Origin of the sequence: Haladaptatus sp. DYF46 (genome assembly GCF_021083305.1) — an archaeon.
In the GTDB taxonomy this organism is placed as follows: Archaea; Halobacteriota; Halobacteria; order Halobacteriales; family Haladaptataceae; genus Haladaptatus.
This window is the reverse complement of the sequence record NZ_JAJFAY010000001.1, coordinates 1,069,194-1,087,001: the sequence shown is the minus strand read 5'-3', so window position 1 is coordinate 1,087,001 and position 17,808 is coordinate 1,069,194. Positions and strand designations below refer to the sequence as shown.

The 17,808-nt window shown below is 62.3% G+C and carries 20 protein-coding genes and 1 tRNA gene; 7 read left to right on the top strand and 14 right to left on the bottom strand.

Annotated elements, in window-relative coordinates:
• The first annotated feature begins 421 nt into the window (after window positions 1-421).
• Genes LJF34_RS06115 through LJF34_RS06105 form a run of 3 tightly spaced genes read left to right on the top strand, consistent with a single transcriptional unit; the run spans window position 422 to window position 2,306 of the window.
• Complete coding sequence (locus LJF34_RS06115) at window positions 422-712, top strand: DUF5789 family protein (protein ID WP_231183942.1); 291 nt, start codon at window positions 422-424, stop codon at window positions 710-712.
• The gene (locus LJF34_RS06110; RefSeq protein WP_231183941.1) at window positions 709-1,395 is read left to right on the top strand and encodes a CPBP family intramembrane glutamic endopeptidase; all 687 of its coding nucleotides are present in this window, start codon (window positions 709-711) and stop codon (window positions 1,393-1,395) included. The genes LJF34_RS06115 and LJF34_RS06110 overlap by 4 nt, the downstream gene beginning before the upstream one ends.
• Window positions 1,395-2,306, top strand: a complete 912-nt coding sequence (locus tag LJF34_RS06105) for a DMT family transporter (RefSeq protein ID WP_231183940.1) — start codon at window positions 1,395-1,397, stop codon at window positions 2,304-2,306. The genes LJF34_RS06110 and LJF34_RS06105 overlap by 1 nt, the downstream gene beginning before the upstream one ends.
• Window positions 2,307-2,339: 33 nt before the next feature.
• Here LJF34_RS06105 and queC read toward each other — a convergent pair whose 3' ends face one another.
• From queC to LJF34_RS06070, 7 genes are all read right to left on the bottom strand, one after another.
• Window positions 2,340-3,068 (bottom strand): 7-cyano-7-deazaguanine synthase QueC, encoded by a 729-nt coding sequence (queC, locus tag LJF34_RS06100; RefSeq protein ID WP_231185042.1) that lies wholly within the window; start codon window positions 3,066-3,068, stop codon window positions 2,340-2,342.
• 88 nt (window positions 3,069-3,156) lie between these two features.
• Window positions 3,157-3,948 (bottom strand): 7-carboxy-7-deazaguanine synthase QueE, encoded by a 792-nt coding sequence (locus LJF34_RS06095; RefSeq protein ID WP_231183939.1) that lies wholly within the window; start codon window positions 3,946-3,948, stop codon window positions 3,157-3,159.
• Between the two features lie 2 nt (window positions 3,949-3,950).
• Window positions 3,951-4,388: a 6-pyruvoyl tetrahydropterin synthase family protein gene (locus tag LJF34_RS06090; RefSeq protein WP_231183937.1), complete on the bottom strand. Its 438-nt coding sequence runs from the start codon at window positions 4,386-4,388 to the stop codon at window positions 3,951-3,953.
• A 323-nt stretch (window positions 4,389-4,711) separates the two neighbouring features.
• Window positions 4,712-4,786: transfer RNA gene (locus LJF34_RS06085), tRNA-Glu, on the bottom strand.
• Between the two features lie 133 nt (window positions 4,787-4,919).
• A complete protein-coding gene (locus LJF34_RS06080) occupies window positions 4,920-6,107 on the bottom strand; it encodes a hypothetical protein (protein WP_231183935.1) in 1,188 nt (395 codons plus the stop codon).
• 50 nt (window positions 6,108-6,157) lie between these two features.
• Window positions 6,158-7,309 carry an amidohydrolase family protein gene (locus LJF34_RS06075; RefSeq protein WP_231183934.1) on the bottom strand — a complete coding sequence of 384 codons (1,152 nt, stop codon included), beginning with the start codon at window positions 7,307-7,309 and terminating at the stop codon, window positions 6,158-6,160.
• Between the two features lie 66 nt (window positions 7,310-7,375).
• Entirely contained in the window at window positions 7,376-8,413 is a 1,038-nt protein-coding gene (locus tag LJF34_RS06070; protein WP_231183933.1) for an FAD-binding oxidoreductase, read from the bottom strand.
• Between LJF34_RS06070 and LJF34_RS06065 the strand changes: the two genes are divergently transcribed.
• Window positions 8,412-8,579 (top strand): hypothetical protein, encoded by a 168-nt coding sequence (locus LJF34_RS06065; protein ID WP_231183932.1) that lies wholly within the window; start codon window positions 8,412-8,414, stop codon window positions 8,577-8,579. The two genes, LJF34_RS06070 and LJF34_RS06065, sit on opposite strands and share 2 nt — an antisense overlap.
• Here the strand turns inward: LJF34_RS06065 and LJF34_RS06060 are convergent.
• Complete coding sequence (locus LJF34_RS06060) at window positions 8,552-11,659, bottom strand: FAD-binding and (Fe-S)-binding domain-containing protein (protein WP_231183931.1); 3,108 nt, start codon at window positions 11,657-11,659, stop codon at window positions 8,552-8,554. The genes LJF34_RS06065 and LJF34_RS06060 overlap by 28 nt on opposite strands.
• 107 nt (window positions 11,660-11,766) lie before the next feature.
• Window positions 11,767-12,663 (bottom strand): EamA family transporter, encoded by an 897-nt coding sequence (locus LJF34_RS06055; protein WP_231183930.1) that lies wholly within the window; start codon window positions 12,661-12,663, stop codon window positions 11,767-11,769.
• Between the two features lie 252 nt (window positions 12,664-12,915).
• Between LJF34_RS06055 and LJF34_RS06050 the strand changes: the two genes are divergently transcribed.
• Together LJF34_RS06050 and LJF34_RS06045 are read left to right on the top strand one after the other, a co-directional pair.
• Window positions 12,916-13,401 carry an Lrp/AsnC family transcriptional regulator gene (locus LJF34_RS06050; protein ID WP_231183929.1) on the top strand — a complete coding sequence of 162 codons (486 nt, stop codon included), beginning with the start codon at window positions 12,916-12,918 and terminating at the stop codon, window positions 13,399-13,401.
• Between the two features lie 66 nt (window positions 13,402-13,467).
• The gene (locus tag LJF34_RS06045) at window positions 13,468-14,046 is read left to right on the top strand and encodes an MBL fold metallo-hydrolase (protein ID WP_231183928.1); all 579 of its coding nucleotides are present in this window, start codon (window positions 13,468-13,470) and stop codon (window positions 14,044-14,046) included.
• 9 nt (window positions 14,047-14,055) lie between these two features.
• On the opposite strand, the gene LJF34_RS06040 is transcribed toward LJF34_RS06045, so the two are convergent.
• Together LJF34_RS06040 and LJF34_RS06035 are read right to left on the bottom strand one after the other, a co-directional pair.
• Complete coding sequence (locus LJF34_RS06040) at window positions 14,056-14,844, bottom strand: ATPase (RefSeq protein ID WP_231183927.1); 789 nt, start codon at window positions 14,842-14,844, stop codon at window positions 14,056-14,058.
• Window positions 14,841-15,107, bottom strand: a complete 267-nt coding sequence (locus tag LJF34_RS06035; protein ID WP_231183925.1) for a DUF5827 family protein — start codon at window positions 15,105-15,107, stop codon at window positions 14,841-14,843. Before LJF34_RS06035 ends, LJF34_RS06040 begins: the two co-directional genes overlap by 4 nt.
• Before the next feature lie 144 nt (window positions 15,108-15,251).
• Between LJF34_RS06035 and LJF34_RS06030 the strand changes: the two genes are divergently transcribed.
• Window positions 15,252-15,680 (top strand): hypothetical protein, encoded by a 429-nt coding sequence (locus LJF34_RS06030; protein WP_231183923.1) that lies wholly within the window; start codon window positions 15,252-15,254, stop codon window positions 15,678-15,680.
• 51 nt (window positions 15,681-15,731) lie between these two features.
• Here LJF34_RS06030 and sod read toward each other — a convergent pair whose 3' ends face one another.
• From sod to LJF34_RS06015, 3 genes are all read right to left on the bottom strand, one after another.
• Entirely contained in the window at window positions 15,732-16,343 is a 612-nt protein-coding gene (gene sod / locus LJF34_RS06025) for a superoxide dismutase (RefSeq protein WP_231183921.1), read from the bottom strand.
• A gap of 115 nt (window positions 16,344-16,458) precedes the next feature.
• Window positions 16,459-17,058, bottom strand: coding sequence for a superoxide dismutase (locus LJF34_RS06020; protein ID WP_231183919.1), 600 nt, complete (start codon window positions 17,056-17,058; stop codon window positions 16,459-16,461).
• A gap of 156 nt (window positions 17,059-17,214) precedes the next feature.
• A complete protein-coding gene (locus tag LJF34_RS06015; protein WP_231183917.1) occupies window positions 17,215-17,571 on the bottom strand; it encodes a hypothetical protein in 357 nt (118 codons plus the stop codon).
• Window positions 17,572-17,808 lie beyond the last annotated feature (237 nt).

Below are 17,808 nucleotides of genomic sequence, written 5' to 3'. Positions count from 1 at the left end.
GGAGGACTCCGGATGAAAATTCAGATGGCATCACGACAGCGACCGAAGGGAGCGATAGGCAGGTGACACAACCGCCAGATCTGCAATTTTCACAAACAACGGGAGTCCGCCGGTGACACAACCGCCCGGAACCCGAATTTTCACAACTACGGAAACCTGTCACTCACCGAAAGATCGCCGGTCTTTCGAGCCGCCACGATCGCGGCGCGACTGTGAGACGCCGGAAAATCTTCGATTTTCCGGGCCAAGGAACCCCCGAGTGCGCGTCGAAGACGCGCAAGAGGGGGTGACGCCGGCTTTTGGTCCAGCTTTTGCAAGGGAGGTAGGCCGAATCCGGCGCGGACCGCGCCGGATTCGGCTCCCGACCACAGCAAAAGGTGGGTTCGAAAAACCTAATCCCCACCCTGCCAAACGCCCCAGTATGGCTGACGATACCGAAGACGAAGGGCCTGCTGTGGAACTCGGCGACCGCGAGCCGGTCGACGGCGCACCGCTCGCACGAGTCTCCTCGCGGTTGTTCTGGCCCATCCAGAAGAGCGAAGTCGCACGAAAAGAGGGCGAAGAGACGATTCGAACCCCCGACGGACCCCGTGAACTCGCGTCCGTGTTGGACGAGGTGGAGGTCACGTACTTCCAGAGCGAACAGGAGTTCACCACCGCCGTCGAGGACGCAGTCGGAACGGGTCCGATTCCGACCGCCGACGATTCGTGAGCCTCTCCCGGAGCATCGAAGAACGGACGTTCGGCCTGACGTGGGTACAGTTGTCGCTCCTCATCGGGGCGCTCATCGCGGTTGCGTGGTCGTACTGGCCGAGTACCGGCGGCAGTCTAAACCTCCGCGTTTTCCGCGACGTGACCCTGTACATGGTGATTCCTGGTGCACTCGCGATGACGCACGGCCGCCACCTCGGCTATCGGGTGGACCGGAAAGCGATACGCAACACGCTCGTTCTCGCGGCCTTCGTCGTTCCGATTTACGTCGTCGGGTCGTCGCTTCCGTCGATCCGTACCTACTATCCGATGTGGGAGACGAACGCCGCGCTCGGGCACTTCCTTCCGCACGCGGTAAAGCAGTTCATCGTCGTTCTCGCCGCCGAAACGTACTATCGGGGATTTCTCTGTGTTGGCGTGCGGAAGATCGGCTTCAAGAGCGTGTTCGTGAGCCCGATAATCTATGCGTTTCACCACCTGGGTAAACCGCCCGTCGAGGTCATCCTCTCGGGACCGACCGACGTGCTGTTCGGCGCGGTGGATTACAACTGTGACTCGATTCTGCCGTCCGTCGTGGCCCACGGTATCGGACTGATGCTCCTCGATTGGTTGGTGCTTCACGACCCGCTCATCCCCCCGGAAACGGTGTTGCACTGGCTGGCGTGGCTCCCGGTGCATCTGTGATGTTCGAAGCGGTCGAGCGGGTCGAAGAGGTGGTGTCGCCGATGACGGCGCTCGCCGTCGCCATCGTCGCGGTGAGTACGAGCGCGATTCTCATCGAACTCAGCAGCGCCCCGAGTATCATCAAGGCGCTGTACCGGTCGCTGTTCACGACGCTGTTGCTCGCGCCGCTCGCCGTCACGCGCTATCGGGACGACCTTCGGACGTTCTCGCCGCGGGATTTGGCCATCGCGGTCGTCACCGGGTGCGCCCTCGCCGGGCACTTCATCGCGTGGTTCGAGAGTCTGAACTGGACGTCGGTCGCCGCGTCGGTGACGCTCGTGCAGTCACAACCCCTCTTCGTCGCGTTCGGCGCGTGGGCGCTGTTGGACGAACGCGTCACACGAAAAACGATGGTCGGCATCTTCGTCGCACTGCTCGGGATGGTCGCCATGTCGTTCGGCGACCTCCTCACGAACGCGGCCGTCGGGAACCGCGCGCTCTACGGAAACGGGCTCGCCGTCGTCGGCGCGATTGCGGCGGCGGGATACGTCCTCGCCGGTCGGTCGCTCCGACAGCGTGTGTCCCTCATACCCTACGTGACCGTCGTGTACGGCGTCTCCACGGTCGTCCTGTTCGGTGCCTCATTGGTGAGCGACGCGACGGTTTCCCCCGCCGCGTACGGTCCGACGGAGTGGCTTCTGTTCCTCGGCATGGCCGTCGGCCCCGGAATCTTCGGCCACACCGTCATCAACTGGGCGCTGAAGTACGTCGAGTCGAGCGTCGTGAGCGTCTCGCTCCTCGGCGAACCCGTCGGCAGCACGCTTCTCGCGTTGGCTATTCTCGGACAGGTTCCGGGGATAGCGACGATGATCGGCGGTGCCGTCGTGCTCGGCGGCATCTACGTCGCCTCGACCGGACGGGACGGTCAGTAAGTCGATAGCGAACCGATAATTCGACGGACTATATCAGTAACTGGGCCGCTCCTCGTACTCGATGGGGTCGCGCACGCCGACGTTTTCGAACGCCTGCAGGCGGAGTGCACAGGAGTCACAGGTACCACAGGCGGGTTCTTCGGCGCGGTAGCAACTCCACGTCAGTTCGTACAGAACGTCGAGTTCGACGCCGCGTTCCGCGATGTCGGTCTTGCTGAACTCGACGAACGGTGCGACGAGTTCGATGTTCGTGTCGTCCTTCGTTCCGGTGTCGACGACGGCCTGAAACGCCTCGAAGAACTGCGGGCGGCAGTCGGGATACCCCGAGAAGTCCTCGCTGTGTGCGCCGATGAACACGGCGTCGCAGTCGTTCGCTTCGGCGCAGGAAACCGCCATCGAGAGCAGATTGGCGTTTCTGAACGGGACGTAGGTGTCCGGCACCTCGTCGCTCTCCAAGTCGGCGTCCTCCACGTCGATGTCGTCGTCGGTGAGGCTGGACCCTCCGATTTTGGCGAGGTAGCTCGTCTCGACGTGGAGGAACCCTGCGCCCAGTTCCTCGGCCTGTCGCTTCGCACAGTCGAACTCCTTGCTCTCGGTTCGTTGGCCGTACGACGTGTGCAGAAAGTAGGGTTCGTACCCCCGTTCGCGCGCTTCGTAGGCGGCGGTGGCGCTGTCCATCCCGCCGGAGGCGAGGACGACGGCGCGCTTCTCGATCGATTCGTCGTCGATCATCTCGTCGCCGGTCGTCTCGTCGTCAATCATTTTGCTGTCAGTTATCACATTCTCGTTCGCTTCGTCGGCTGCGTCGTTTCGTGTCATATCGGTGTTCGTGCTAGCGTCGGTTGGTCGTTCAGGTTCCCGGTGCGTCGTTCCACAGGTCCACGTGCAGTCGCGGCGTGTAGCGGTAGCCGTACTCCATCGCCAGTTCCGCGACTCGCTCGCGGCTTTCGTCCAGTTGCTCACGGGTGGCTCCCTCCGGCATCAACAGCACGTCGGTGTCCGAGAGGGATTTCGTGGCGGTCGAACGAACCTCGGCGACCAACTTCTCTATCTCTTCGAGGTCCCCCTCGTCGGTGACGACGAACTTCATTTGGACGTCGTACGCATCAACGAGACTTCCCAGCGTCTCCACGTCGATTCGCCGCTCCTCGTGGCGCTCCTCCCACTCGCCGTCGCCCTTCGGGTCGTTCTCCGGCGTCGGGGTCGAGGAGGCCAGTTTCGGGCTGACGCTCGCCAAGTCGATGGCGGCGTCGCGGAAAATCGTCCCGTTGGTCTCGACGGTCGTGTGATAGCCCAGTTCCGAGAGGCGGTCGAGCAGGGTGACGGATTCCTCGTGTACCAGCGGTTCGCCGCCGGTGAGTACGACGTGGTTCGCGTCGTAGGATTCGACCTCCGCGACGATTTCGTCCACCGTCATACCGGCGTGTGTCGGTTCCCACGACGTGTGATACGAATCGCAGAACCAACAGCGCAGGTTACAACCGCTCGTCCGCACGAACACGCTCGGCGTCCCCGCGAGCGTTCCCTCCCCCTGTAGCGAGTAGAACAACTCGTTGATGGGAAGCGACGGCTCGGAGTTCGACCCCGAGGAGTCGGCGTCGTCGCGTTCTCCCTCGCCCGGTTCGGTCGCGTTCACGGGCATGATTAGACGTGGCCGCCACAGAGTTCCGCGGTCTCGCTCACTTCGACCGCAACCGAAGAGACGTTGTCCGGCAGTTCATCGCGGAATCGGCGTTCGAGTTCGAGGCTCATCACCTCCGCCGTTGGCGGGTCCTCGAAGAGGACGACCGCCGACCCGTCGCCGCTCTCCTCGAACGCCTCCACGAGCGGATCTCCCTCCTCCAAGAGGAACATGTGGTCCCACTCGGAGAGTATCGCGGTAATATCGCCCTTATCGACGACCCACCCCTCTTCGGTGAGTTCACCGGTGACAGTCACCTCGATTTCGTAATTGTGGCCGTGCGGGCGGCTACATTTTCCGTCGTGGTGCAACAAGCGATGTCCCGCGCTGATGCGAATCGGACGGTCACGTCCGATGTGAAGCGTCCGTTTCGGGGACGATTCGAGTAATGACTCGGGCATACTCGAAGATTATCGAGCGAATACTTAAAATGAATCGCTCCGGGGTGGCCACCGTCATAGAGTGACACGGATGTGGTGCTGATTGTGTGAATACTCGGCGCGTTGGTGACGCGCCGTGTGGAGAGAAATTGACCCGAGATGGTCGTTCAATGCGTCTCGTACTGTAGGCTCGAAACCGGAAGATGTCGGAAGCAAGAGTGCTCCGTCGGGGGTATCGAACTCGCCGAGACGGTCCGGGCGTGCGGTGCTTCACACCGTTCCGGGCATGCGACTCGCCTGCTCGAATCCCTGAGCATCCGCTTTTCCTCGTTCCACTCGGAAAATGCTCCGTCAGGGATTCGAACCCTGGTCCTTGCCGTGAGAGGGCAAGATGATTGGCCGGACTACACCAACGGAGCGTGCGTACCCTTTCGTAATCACACGGACTGTTTAACAGTTGCGTTTCGGGGGCGCCGTGGCGGTGACTCACACATTCGGAACCGCAAACGGGCACGGCTTTTCGGCGTGCCTATCGGGAAAACGATGGCGAAATTATCTGTCGAGCGGGGAACCGGCGGCGTCCGGTTCGTGGCCGTCGAGGCTGATGATGTTCTCGCGGCCGACGCGAAGTTTGCTGATTTCGCCGTCGTCCTCCATCTCCGAGAGGAGCATGCTGACCTTGGATTTCGACCAACCGGTTTCGTCCACGATGTTGACCTGCTTCATTCGGCCGCCGTTCTCGCGGAGGAGTTTCTTCACCCGCGCCTCGTCGGTGAGCAACTCCTCGTCGCTGACCGCCGGTTCGGCGGGACTGGTCGGTGATTCGGTGGCGGCGGATCCGCTACTGCCACCGCCTCCGCCGCCGGGGGTACTTCGGCCGGAGGACAGCGACCCGAGGCTTCCCTGTCGCCAGACGAACACGGCGGCCAACCCGATGAGGAGGACGACGGCGGCGACGAACCACATCGTGGGCGAGTTCGAACCCGGTTTTTCGCCACCGCTTCCCGGTGGTGCGCTCGCATTATCGGTCGTCGACGAGGGGGCGTCCGTCGTGGAACTCGACTGCGGTGGTGAGGAGAACGTCACCATCGGTCGTTGGTCGTTGAATTCCCGTTCCCCGGACCACGAAACTGAGTCGCTTTCGTCGAGCGTACTGCCCGCTAGGCTCCGCCCTTTCACCGGTCGTGCGGATTTGAAGGACATTCCGTCGGCCGGTTTGATGACGAGTTTCTGGTTGTCTCCGAGGTAGAGTCCACCTTTGAACACGTCACCCATGACGGTTTTATTGCCGCTGCCGTACGCGAATGCGGTCCAGCGAAACGACATCTCGACTACACCGCGGTCCGTATCGTCCGTCATCCCGGGGTGGTCGATGAAGGCCCGCTTGGAGAAGTTACCGGCGGTCATCTTCCGTTTCGTTTGGTTGTTCGCCGCCGATGTCAGTTCGACAGCGTTCTCCCTGAAATTCGTGTACAATTCCGTATCCGAGCTGTTGAAACTGTTTGCAAACTCCTTGAATTGCTCGTGTTCCTGTTTTGTTTCCAACGTCTTCTCGTAACGGAACGTCCAGAGGGCGTCACCGTCACTGTTGACGAGAATGATAAATTCGACGTCATCGAACTCCTGGGAGGTAGTGATCTTCTGCGGAGTCGTCGGAGCATTGCTCTGGGCCGTTCCGAACGCGGGAAACGACGCGATGAGCAGCACCGTGATGAGGCCGACAGCCAGGAGCCGTCTCATGTACCATATCGTCCATGGCCGGATATAAAAGACCTTGTGACGTGAGGCCGTCAACGAACCATGTTACCATTGAACACGATATGTTCGGGCGACTGCCACGTCGTCACGTCCTCACGGGGGTCGGAATCGAGGACGACGAGGTCGGCACGGTAGCCCTCTTCGACCAGTCCGACGTCCGATAGACCGAGAAGGTCTGCCGCGTTGACCGTCGCCGACTCCAGTGCCTTCTCCGGCGAGAGCCCGTACTCGGTCATCAGTTCGAGTTCCTTCGGGATGTCGGCGTGGAAGTTGAACGGCGTTCCGGCGTCGGTTCCCATCGCGATGGTCACACCCGCATCGAGCGCGTACTCGAAGGCGTCTTCGAAGGCCCCTGCCGCCTCCTCTGCCTTCTCGACCGCGTGGGGCGGAATACCGGCCTCCGTTCCCTGTTCGACGATTCCGTGGAGCGCCTTTGCGGTGGGAACCAAGTACGTCCCCCGGTCGGCCATCATCTCCGCCGCTTCGCGGTCCATGAACGTTCCGTGTTCGATGCTCGAAATACCGGCCCGGACGGCGTTCTTGATACCTTCCGTTCCGTGTGCGTGGGCGGCCGTCGGGGTGTGTTTCGCGGCGGCAGCTTCGACGAGCGTGTTCAACTCGGCTCGGTCCAGTTCCGGCGACCCCGTGACCGCACCCTCCGTGAGAACGCCGCCGGTCGCCATGCACTTGATCACACCTGCACCACGCTTGAGCTGTTCTCGCACCGCCTTTTTCACCTCCGCCTCGCCGTCCGCCTCGCGTCCGATCCAGTGACCGTGGCCGCCGGTCATCACGACGTTCTGGCCGCAGGCGACGATGCGCGGCCCCTCGATGAGCCCCGATTCGACCGCGGTCGCTGCGTCGAGCGCGAGCGTCGTCGGCGAACCGAGGTCACGAACGGTCGTCACGCCAGCGTGGAGCGCATCACGGAGGTTCGCCGTCGCGCTATAGGACAGCATCATCTCGCTGTCGTGGTTCAACGAAGTAACGTCCGGCCGCCCGTCCATCGAGGCGTGGATGTGTGAGTCGATGAGGCCCGGCGCGACGAACTTCCCGCTCACGTCTATCTCTTCGTCCGCGTCCGGAACGTCTCCCATCGAGGCGATGGTTCCGTCTTCGATTGCAACGTCCGCCTCCCGAATTCCGGTCACGTCTACGATATCCGCACCGCGAAGTACCAGCATGAGCGGTGTGAGACCGCTGCCGTGATAACCCTCCGGGTCCCGGCAGGGTGAGACGGGACGGCGACGCTATCCGTACCCTTCGTACTGCACGTGGTCCTCGGGAACGCCGAGGTCCTTCGCCGCGCCGGCGAGCATCGACACCATCGCGTTCACCCCGCAGGCGTACACTTCGAGGTTGTCCGGGTCGATTCGCGCGTCGATGTCGTTGGCCGGTTCGGTCGCGTACCGCGCGAGGTCGTCGGAGAGGTTTCCTTCCACCGTCTTATCGAGGTATTTCACGAGCGTCTGCTGGACGTAATCGGTTTCGCCCGGCCAGTCCGAGAGGTACTCCTCGCGAGAGCAGGTGGGGACGAAGTGGAAGTTCTCGTGTTCGTCGTCCAACGCTCGGAACTCCTCGCGATAGGCCAGGTCGTCCTTCCACGACGCGCCCAAAAAGAGCCACAAGTCGCGTCGTTCTCCCTCGTACTCGTCGTGCCCCTCCTCGAAGGAGTACTTGATCATGCTCCGGAGCGGCGCGACGCCCGTCCCAGTGGCGAGAAACGCCATGTCCCGACCGGAGGGTTCTTCGAGGACGAAGTCGCCGTTCGGCCCGCGAACCGTCACCCGGTCGCCCTCCGAGAGGTCCTCGAACAGCTTCGACGTGAATCGCCCGTGTGGAACCCGTCGAACACAGAGTTCGATGCCCTCCGCGTTCGGCGAACTGGCGATGGAGTAGGGACGCGGCGTGTGCTCGTAACGCATCGTGGCGTACTGGCCGGGAACGAAGTCGAACTCCTCGTCCATCTCGACGACGACGCTCATCAGCGAGGAGAAGGGTCGCTGGTAGCGGTCCTTCAGCGACGAGAGTTCCGTCAGCAAGTTCTCGTGACCCCGCTCTTCGTCCTCTATCACGGATATCAGTTCGTCCCAGTCGGCGTCCTCAGCTTCGACTCTCTCCGCCCACTTCTCCCGCCCGTGGACGTCGAGGAGTTCGGCGGCACGTTCGACCACGCGCTCGGTTCGGTCCTCGTCGAGGGCGCGAACCTCCGCTACCCTCGCGGAATCCGTCACCAGCGGAAGCTCTTCGGCCCGTCTGTGCTGTGAATGCTGCGATGGAATCTCCATGGCCGCACTGTGTACGGCGACGCGAGCGAGCGGTAAAACGCTTCTCGCCGTTCCGCAGTCCGGTGAAAGCATCCGTACACAGTCCAACTCCCGGAACGACGCGTCTACCTCTCGGAGCGCCCCGGCGCACGTCGGCGACTATCGAAGCGCCTCGGAGACCTTCTGAATGGGATGTGGCGGTTCCTCGCCCTGCCAGTCGCCGAGCTGTGTACGACAGGAGGCTCCGGGCGCGACGACTTCCGCTCCGTCGCTTTCCTCCACCTGCTCGAACAGAATCGACCCGACTGCCTTGCTCATCGAGTAGTGTTCGGCCTCGTAGCCGAAACTGCCCGCCATGCCGCAACAGCCGCTGTCGAGGGCGTCCACCTCGTACCCCGCCGCGCGGAGGAGGTTCACCGCGTGATCGTCCTTCTTCGTCGCCTTCTGGTGACAGTGGCCGTGGTAGGTCAGCGACCCCTCGCCGGAGAGCGGCAGGTCGAGGTCGAACGTGTCGAAGTACTCGCAAATTCCGAAGGTGTTGGCGGCCAAACGTTCGGCTTCGGTACGGAGTCCGCCGGCATCGGGGTCGGCGGAGCGCGGTTCGGTGTACTGGCCGCTCGACGACCCGGACGCCTCGTTCACGGGAAGCAGGTCGAGGTAATCCGATTGGAACATGACCGCATCGGACGGTTCGACCACCACGACGTCCCAGCCGTCACGGACGAACGAAGAGAGCGCGTTTACGTTCGTCTCGGCCTGTTCGCGGGCCGTATCGAGCATTCCCTTCGAGTGCGCCGGTCGTCCGCTTCCGGCCACATCGTTCGGAATCCGAACGTGGACGTTCGCCGCTTCGAGGACGCGAATCGCCGCCTTCCCGGCCTCCGGGTGGTTGTGATTCGTGTATGTGTCGGGAAACAGGAGGACGCGGCGGGTCGCGTCCTCCTCCGAAACGCGGGTCCCCCGCTCCGCGAACCAGTCTTCGAGGGTTTCGCGGTGGAACGTCGGCAGGGTTCGCTCGCTCGCGATGCCGAGCAGTTCCTCCGCGACAAACCTCGCACCGGGGAGTTCCGTCGCCCAGTTCGAGACGGGCGCGAAGGTGCTGCCGAGCGAGGAGAGGCGGTCGATGTTGCCGAAGATGCGGTCGCGGACGGTTTTCCCGTGTCGCTTCTGATACTCGTGTTCGACTTCGGCCTTGAGTTTCGCCATGTCCACCTCCGACGGGCAGTCCTTCGCACAGCCCTTGCAACCGATACAGAGGTCCATCACCTCGTGCATGAACTCCACGTCGAACTGTTCCTCGTCCGTCTCCGCGGTCGAAGCCCGCTCCGAGGAGGCGGCGTTCGCCGCCTTCAACTCCCCGCTCATGGCCTGTCGGAGCATGTTCGCCCGCCCTCGGGTACTCGTGATCTCCTCGTCCGCCGCGCGGTAGGTCGGACACATCACGCCGCCGGTGGTTTCCTGCCCGCCACGACAACCGCCACAGCCGTGACACAGTTCGACCATCCCCTCGAAGCCGTTCTCGTTCTCCCAGTTGAGGACGGGGTCGAACCCGGAATCGAACTCGTAGTCGGGGTCGAACCGGAGGTTTTCGGTCATGTCCACGGCCTTCGCGCGCGACGGCGAATCCTCCGATTTATCGTACCCACAGACCTGTCCGGGGTTGAGGAGCCAATCGGGATCGAAGGCCGACTTCAGGTCGCGGAAGACGTTCCACACGTGGTCGCCGTACAGTTTGTGGTTCCACTGGGTTCGGGCGCGGCCGTCGCCGTGTTCGCCCGAGACGCTTCCCCCGTATTCGACCACGAGGTCGGTGACGGCGTCTGCGATGGCCTCCATCTGGTTCACCCCGGCGGGACTCTTCGTGTTGATGAGCGGACGAACGTGTAGACACCCCGGTCCGGCGTGGGCGTAGACGCTGGCGAACGTGTCGTTGTCCTCCAACACCTGCTGGAAGTCGGCGACGTACTCGGGGAGGTTCTCCGGCGGAACCGCGCTGTCCTCGATGAACGAGATGTGCTTCGCGTCGGTCGTCCGCGAGAGGAGAATCGGCAGGCCGGATTTCCGCAGTTTCCAGAAGCGAGCGCGCTCCTCGTCGTCGTGGGCTTCCATCGCGTTCAGCGCCCGAACCCCTTCGCGGTCAGCCCGAAGCTTCGAGACCTTTTCCCGACCGTCCTCGTCGTCCGTCGCGTAGAACTCCACGAGGAGGACCGAATCGGTTCCGTCGGGAAGCATCGCCACGACGTCGTTGAACTCCTCCGTGTCCTCGGCGAGCGAGATGAGCACGTTGTCGAGCACTTCGACCGCCGACGGATCGTGTTCGAGAATCGGCGCGACGTCCTCCATCGCGTCGTTCAGGCTCCCGTAGGTCAACAGCGCCATGGCCTTCGTCTCGGGGATGGGTTCGAGGCTCACCGTCGCCTCCGTGACGATGGCAAGCGTCCCCTCGCTTCCGGCGAGCAGGCGGGCGAGGTTGACGTGTCCCTCCTCGGCTTCCTCCACGAGTCTGTCGAGGTTGTATCCCGAGACGTTCCGCTTGAGGTTCGGGAACACCTCCTCGATGGCGTCCGTCTCGTTCTCCACGATGTGGAGCACTTCCGCGTAAATGCGGCCTTCCAGTGAATCGTCCTCCGCGCCCTCGCGGAGTTCCTCCAGCGTCACGTCGCCGAACGTCGTCACGGTGCCGTCCGCGAGGACGACTTCACACTCCTCGACGTAGGCGTCCGTCTTCCCGTACTTCAGCGAGTGTGACCCCGTGGAGTTGTTCCCGATGGCCCCGCCGAGGGCGCTCTTGTCGCCCCACGCCGGGTCGGGTGCGAACTTCAAATCGCGGTCGGCCAGCGCGCGGTTCAACTCCCCGAGAACGATTCCGGGTTGGGCGCGGGCGGTCTTCTCGTCCGGGTCGAAATCGAGCAGCGCGTCCATGTGCCGGGTGAAATCCAGCACGACGGCCTCGTTGACGGTCTGGCCGGCGAGGCTGGTCCCGCCGCCGCGCGGGAGGACGGGAATCTCGCGGTCGGCACAGTACTCCATCACCGCCGCCACGTCGTCCGTCGACGTGGGGAAGACGACGCCGATGGGCGTCACCTGGTAGGCGCTCGCGTCCGTCGCGTACAACTGACGGGAGTATTCGTCGAAGCGGACCTCGCCGTCGATCAGCGTCACGAGGTCGGAGACCAATCCCGTGCGCGCTACGGTATCGGAATCGGAGTGATAGTCGTAGTTCGCGCGTTCGTCGCGGACCGGGTCACCCGCGTCACGTGTTGCCATAGGATGACGTACGGAAGGGGGACCGAAAAGTCATGTGGGGTCGGGGCAACGGAGGGGACACCATACGACACACGAACGCCGCGATGTCTCGTGGTCGCCCGTTCCCGTTACGCCCGCCCGGCGTTCGGCGACGTGCGAACGAAGTCGAAGAGGACGTCGCGTTTCAGCAGCGCAAAGCCGGTGAAGATGGCGGCGAAGCCGATGACCGTCGTGCTGGCGACGAGTTCGCCGAGAACCACCCAACTGAGGAGCGTGGCGACGACCGGTTCGAGGTAGCCGACGAGGTTGAGTTCGGTCGCGCCGATGGCGTCCAGCAGGTGGAAGTAGATGAGGAACGCGACGACGCCGGAGACGAGTACCAAGTACGTCAGGGAGGCGACGGCGGGCAGCGACCAATCGATCGCCGTGGGGGATTCGCCCGTGCCGAGACTGACCGCGTGAATCAGGACGGACCCGAACAGCATGGACCAACCCTGTAGCGCGGGCACCGAGATGCCGGTTTCGAACGGTTGGCTCAGGACCGACCCGAGGGCGAAACTCGCGGCCGCGAGGAAGACGAGGCCGATACCGACCGCGTCGGTCGAGAGGAGGTTCGCGGGCGTCGGATTGGCGACGATTGCGACGCCGACGACGCCACAGAGCAGGCCGACGGCACTGAGCGGGGTGACGTGTTCGTCGGCGAAGAGGGCGCTCGCGAACACTGCGGTCAGAACCGGGGAGAGGCTGACGACGACAGCGGCGAGCGCGCCGGGGACGTGTTCCTGTCCGAGATAGAGGAGGCTGTGGTGACCGGCGATGACGAACGCGCCGATGGTGAGAACCGCGAGCACGTCGCCTTTGTGCTTCGGTTTCCAGCGGTCCGTCGTGGCGGTCGCGTAGCCGAGGATGAGGAGGCCGGCCACATCGTAGCGAACCGCGGCGAACAGGAGCGGCGGGAAGTGGTGAAGCCCCACGTCGATGGAGACGAACGAGCCGCCCCAGAACAGCGCCAATAATGCAAACATCACACCGTTCATCGGTAGGTATCTACCAAGTTTCGTCTGAATCATAGATTTCTATCCAATCCTATTAGGCGCACACTGTTAAACCCTTCTACAAACATTTCCACTGATACTGATTCTCAAGCAAAAGAACTGAGATTGATTAGACTCAATTCCTATTATTGAATCGTGAAGGACTTTCCTTTCGAATAGATATTTTCCCGGCTTTCGGCGAACTCCAGACGTTAAGTATGACCGACGTATAGTTCGGAATCAATGGACGAACGCGACGTCACCCTGCTCAAGGCTATTTCGGACCTGGAAACCGGCAGTCCCGAGAAACTACACGAGGAGACGGACATCCCCGTCTCGACCATCCACTACCGCCTGAACAACCTTCGAGAGGCGGGCGTCATCGAAAACGACCTCTACGACATCGACTTGGAGGAGTTCGGCCTCGGCGTCACCGTCGTCGTGGAGGTGTTCGCCGACTACACGGGCTCGTACCGCGATTTCGGCGAGAAGATACTCGACATCGAGGGCGTCACGCAGGCGTACTTCACGATGGGGGAAACCGACTTCATCGTCGTCGCACACCTCACCGGACGCGAGATGGTCGAACGACTCATCGGCGATTTCGAGAGCATCGAGGAGGTGGACAGGACGAACTCCACGTTCGTCATCTCCACGCTGCGTGACTCCCACCGCGTCCTCCAAAGCTACAGTCTGGACACGCTCCTCGACGAACTCGCCGAGGAGTGAACCGACGACGCGCCGCACCTTTCCCCGAACGAAAGCACGAAACCCCTGCCACTCCTACGCCGCGACATGATTCGAAACATCGCGGCGGGCGTGCAGGCGTTCACCAGCAACGCGTTCCTCGTGGACGGCGACCGAACCGTCCTCGTGGACACCGGGTCGAACTTCGACGCCGTGGCGCAGGTCGAAGACGCCGTGGACGACCTCGACGCGGTCATCGTCACGCACACCCACCCCGACCACGTCGGCAACCTCGAAGCGATCAAAGACGCCTACGACGTCGAAGCGTTCGGCTTCGACACGTCCCAACCCGGCGTCGACGTCGCCATCGAGGACGGGGACGTCGTAACCATCGGCGACGACGAGTACCGCGCGCTCCACACGCCGGGCCACAAGAACGACCACCTCTGTTTCTACTCGGAATCGGCGGACGTCCTCTTCGCCGGCGACCTCGTCTTCCCGAACGGCGGGTTCGGGAGAACCGACCTCGAAGAGGGGGACCGGTCCGCGCTCATCGAGAGCATCGACCGCGTCCTCGACACCGTCGATGACGACCTGCGCGAGATGCACGTCGGCCACGGGACGAGCGTGACGACGGACCCGTACCACGACGTCGAACTGGCGTCACAGGCCGCGCGGATGCGATAGCCGTCGGCGCTACAGCAACGCCTCGTAGGCGTCCTCGTACACGTCGGCTATCTTTTCGGGGTCATCACGCTCCGCCTTCGACAGCGGTTCGAGCGTCGTCGTTTCCGCGGGGTCGAGGAATTCCACCACGTCCTCCACGCGCTTTTCCATCGTTCCGTCGTGGACGCTGTTGTCCGCGACCTCACACGCCTTCGCGTAGCGCGCGCCGTCGTACACCCGAACGCGGCGGGGTTCGACCACGGCCACGGCGTCGAATTCGATGCCCTGAATCGGTCGGGCGATGTCGCTGTAGGACTCCACGACCGTGCGGTCCTCGCTTCGGATGCGTTCGGCGACCGCTCGAAAGTGTGGGAGGTACCGACGCTCGGTCTGGTCGTTCAGTTCCGCGAGGGAATCGACCACCACGGCGTCCGAAAGCGGAAGCCGTTCGCGTACGATGTCGGGAAGCGAGACGGTTCCGTTGACGACGAAGCCGTCTCCGACGCGGTCCACGAGGAACTCGCGTCCCGACTGACCGAGGAGTCCCGTTCCCTTGCCGGGCGCGGGCCGCCAGAGTCGATGCACCGGATTCAGCGCTTCGGGCGCGACGTCTCCCCCGCTCGCGTGCGCGAGTCGTTTCGCGTCCTTGCCGTACAGTCGCTCGTCGCGGAGCGCGGTAGTGGCGTCGTCGTGGTCGAACCAGAAGTCGTTGCCTGCGCGCGGTTTGAACCCGATACCGTCCATGTACGCGAGGAGACCGACCGTGAACGTCGTCTTCCCGGCGTCCACGCGGTCCCCGCCGGCCACGAGGAGCGTCATGTCTTCAGACCGTAGTAGCCCGGTTCCTCGTCGCTCGGCGGTTCGCCGACCACGAGTTCTTCGGAGTTTCGCATCACCCACGGAATCGCCCAATCGAGCAGGATGTCCTCCGTTTCGACGTCGATTTCGGCGTCCGCGTCGAGTCCCTGAAGGAGGCGTGCGATTTCGTAGACCGAGTACATCGTGTCCTCGTCGAGCAGTTCGTCCGGTTCGTAGAAGTCACAGGGATACAACTGCTCGAACTCGTCCTTTGGTTTCGGCATGGCTCAACGTAGGACCGGCCGGGCGTAAAACCTCCCGAATCGTCCGACGGTTCCCGAGATACGTTCTTCACCTCTCGTGTTAAATATAACGAAAGAAAATTATAACCGAGTTTTTATAATAGAGCGTTCAAGATAGAAAACGACATGGATGAGGAATCGGGAAGCGAGACAAAAGAGGCCCTCGTCTCCGCCTTCGCTGAATTCGGCGGGAACTCCCTCCGGGATATTTGGCTGTTCGACCAATCCGACTACGAGATGCTATTTCTCCGGGAAGATGTCGCGGACAAACTCGAAGCGGTGGATGTGGCGAAGTTCATCGACAACGAGCGGTTCGGGTTCATCACGCAGGACACCTACGACCAACTGTACTACGCCACCTACCAGTACACCGTTAGGGGGTTCGACGACTTCGAGCAGTTCCGGATGTTCTTCGACGACGACGACCGACACGTCGGCGTGTTCGCCAGCCTCGACCAGCAACCCAACGGATACGATTACGAATCGCTTTACAAACACGTCACGGATATCGCGTCCGGCTACACGGTCCCCGTGATCTCGTCGGACACCGAATAGCACCCGCTGTTCGGAGATCGACTATTCGAAAGAAAATCGGTGCGTTCGGGCTTATTCGAACCGCGATACGACGTTGTCGTACTGTTCTGCGACGTTGTCCCAGTCGATGACTTCGAAGACGTTCTCCACGAAGTCACCGCGGTCCGGCCCGTAGTCGTAGTAGTAGGAGTGCTCCCACACGTCCACCGCGAGAATCGGGTGGCTACCCCAGAGTGCGCCCTGGTCGTGCTTGTCGACTTTGACGTTGCGTAGCTGTTTGGCCACCGGGTCGTAGACGAGGAGTGCCCAGCCACCCGCGGCGCTCGCGGCGGCCTCGAACTCGCCCTTCCAGCCCTCGTAGGAACCGAAGTCTTCCTCGATGCGGTCGGCGAGTTCTCCCTCGGGTTCGCCGCCGCCGTTCGGGTCCATGTTCTCCCAGAAGAGGGTGTGGAGGTAGTGACCACAGCCGTTGTGGGTCACGTTACCCAGCGCACCCGCCGTGCCGGAGTAGTCGCCGGACTCGCGGTTCTCCGCGAGGGTCTCTTCGGCACTGTTGAGGCCGTTTACGTAGCCCTGATGGTGCGTGTCGTGGTGCCACGTGAGGACCTGCTCGGAGATGTGCGGTTCCAGCGCGTCGTAGTCGTACGGGAGCGGTGGTAGTTCCGCGTTCGATTTTTCTGCCATATATGTATTACCTCCACTAACTATATCTCCCCTTGGCTGTTAAACCTTGAGGAGAAGTTAGCTAACATACGGCACGATACGACGGCAAAATATTCCGATTTCGGACGGCCTCTCGTTACATCCCGCTCGCTTCGTCGTAGCGTTCTTCCACGTCGTCCCAGTTGACGACGTCCCAGAAGTTGTCCACGTACTCGCCGCGGTTGTTCTCGTACTGGAGGTAGTACGCGTGTTCCCATACGTCCAGAACGAGTAACGGGGTCGCGGACGGATACTGGTTCTGGTGGTTCTCGGCCATGCTCACGATGGGAATGTCGGCGACGTGGTCGTAGAGCAACATCCCCCATCCCGAGCCTTCGACGCCCTTCGCGGCCTCCGAGAAGTGCGTCTTGAACTCCTCGAACGACCCGAACTGGGCGTCGAGCGCGTCGGCGAGGTCGCCGCCGGGTTCCCCGCCCCCGTCCGGGGACATGTTCTCCCAGAAGACGGAGTGGTTGATGTGTCCGGCGAGGTTGAACGCGAGGTTGCGTTCGACGCCCTTGACGTCGCCCCATTCGTCGTTCTCGCGCATCTCTTCGAGCGTATCGAGCGCCGCGTTCGCACCGTTGACGTAGCCCTGATGGTGTTTGTCGTGGTGCAGTTCCATGATGTGTGCGTCGATACTCGGCTCCAGTGCGTCGTAGCTATACGGTAGTTCCGGTAGTTCGTAGGTTGCCATTGGTAACCCCCGAAAGGTGGTCAACGGTCGTCGTGTTAAATGTTGAGGCGAAGCGTCTATGCGTGTGACCGTCGCTCGTCTTCGCACGAACCGACATGGAACACGTCCTCGAAAAATAGGTGTCGTCAGGTAGACCGAATGAATCGGCGATTCCGATCAGTCGTCCTGGCTCTGCCAGTTGACGTTCTGAGCGTTCGAGTACGCGACCTGTGCGTTGTCGTTGCTCTGAGCGCTGGCCTGAATCGCAACGGCGTTGCCGGATTCGGCACCGCTGCCGTCCGCGCTGTCACGGAAGTTCGCGTTGAGAGCGCCCGAGATGGCGACGTTGTCGTCCTGTTCGTTGTAGTTCCCCTGCAGGACGGCCTGATCTTGATGCACGTCCGAGACCGCCGCTTGTCCGTTTATCTGTACTTGATTGTCCTCGGCGTACGCCGCCGCGTTTCCGGCGAATCCGAGCGCGAACAGACTTCCGACGACCGTCATCGCGAGCAGTATCTTGAGTGTCTTTCTCATGAGTGTCTCCACGGGTGTGGCCCCATTCCCGTTCATCTCGTCGTAGGGAAGGAGCACACCGCTGTCTTCCCCCATCGAGAAATCTCTATTTCAATCCCCGCCACCGTTGACCGGGAGAAGATGGCCGCTACTCGCCGTTCTCTCCATTACCACGACGGTTACGAGAGTTACTGATTCGGTCCACGGAAACGGGCCATCCCCGATAACGACGACAACGGTTCCACAATCGACGGTTGC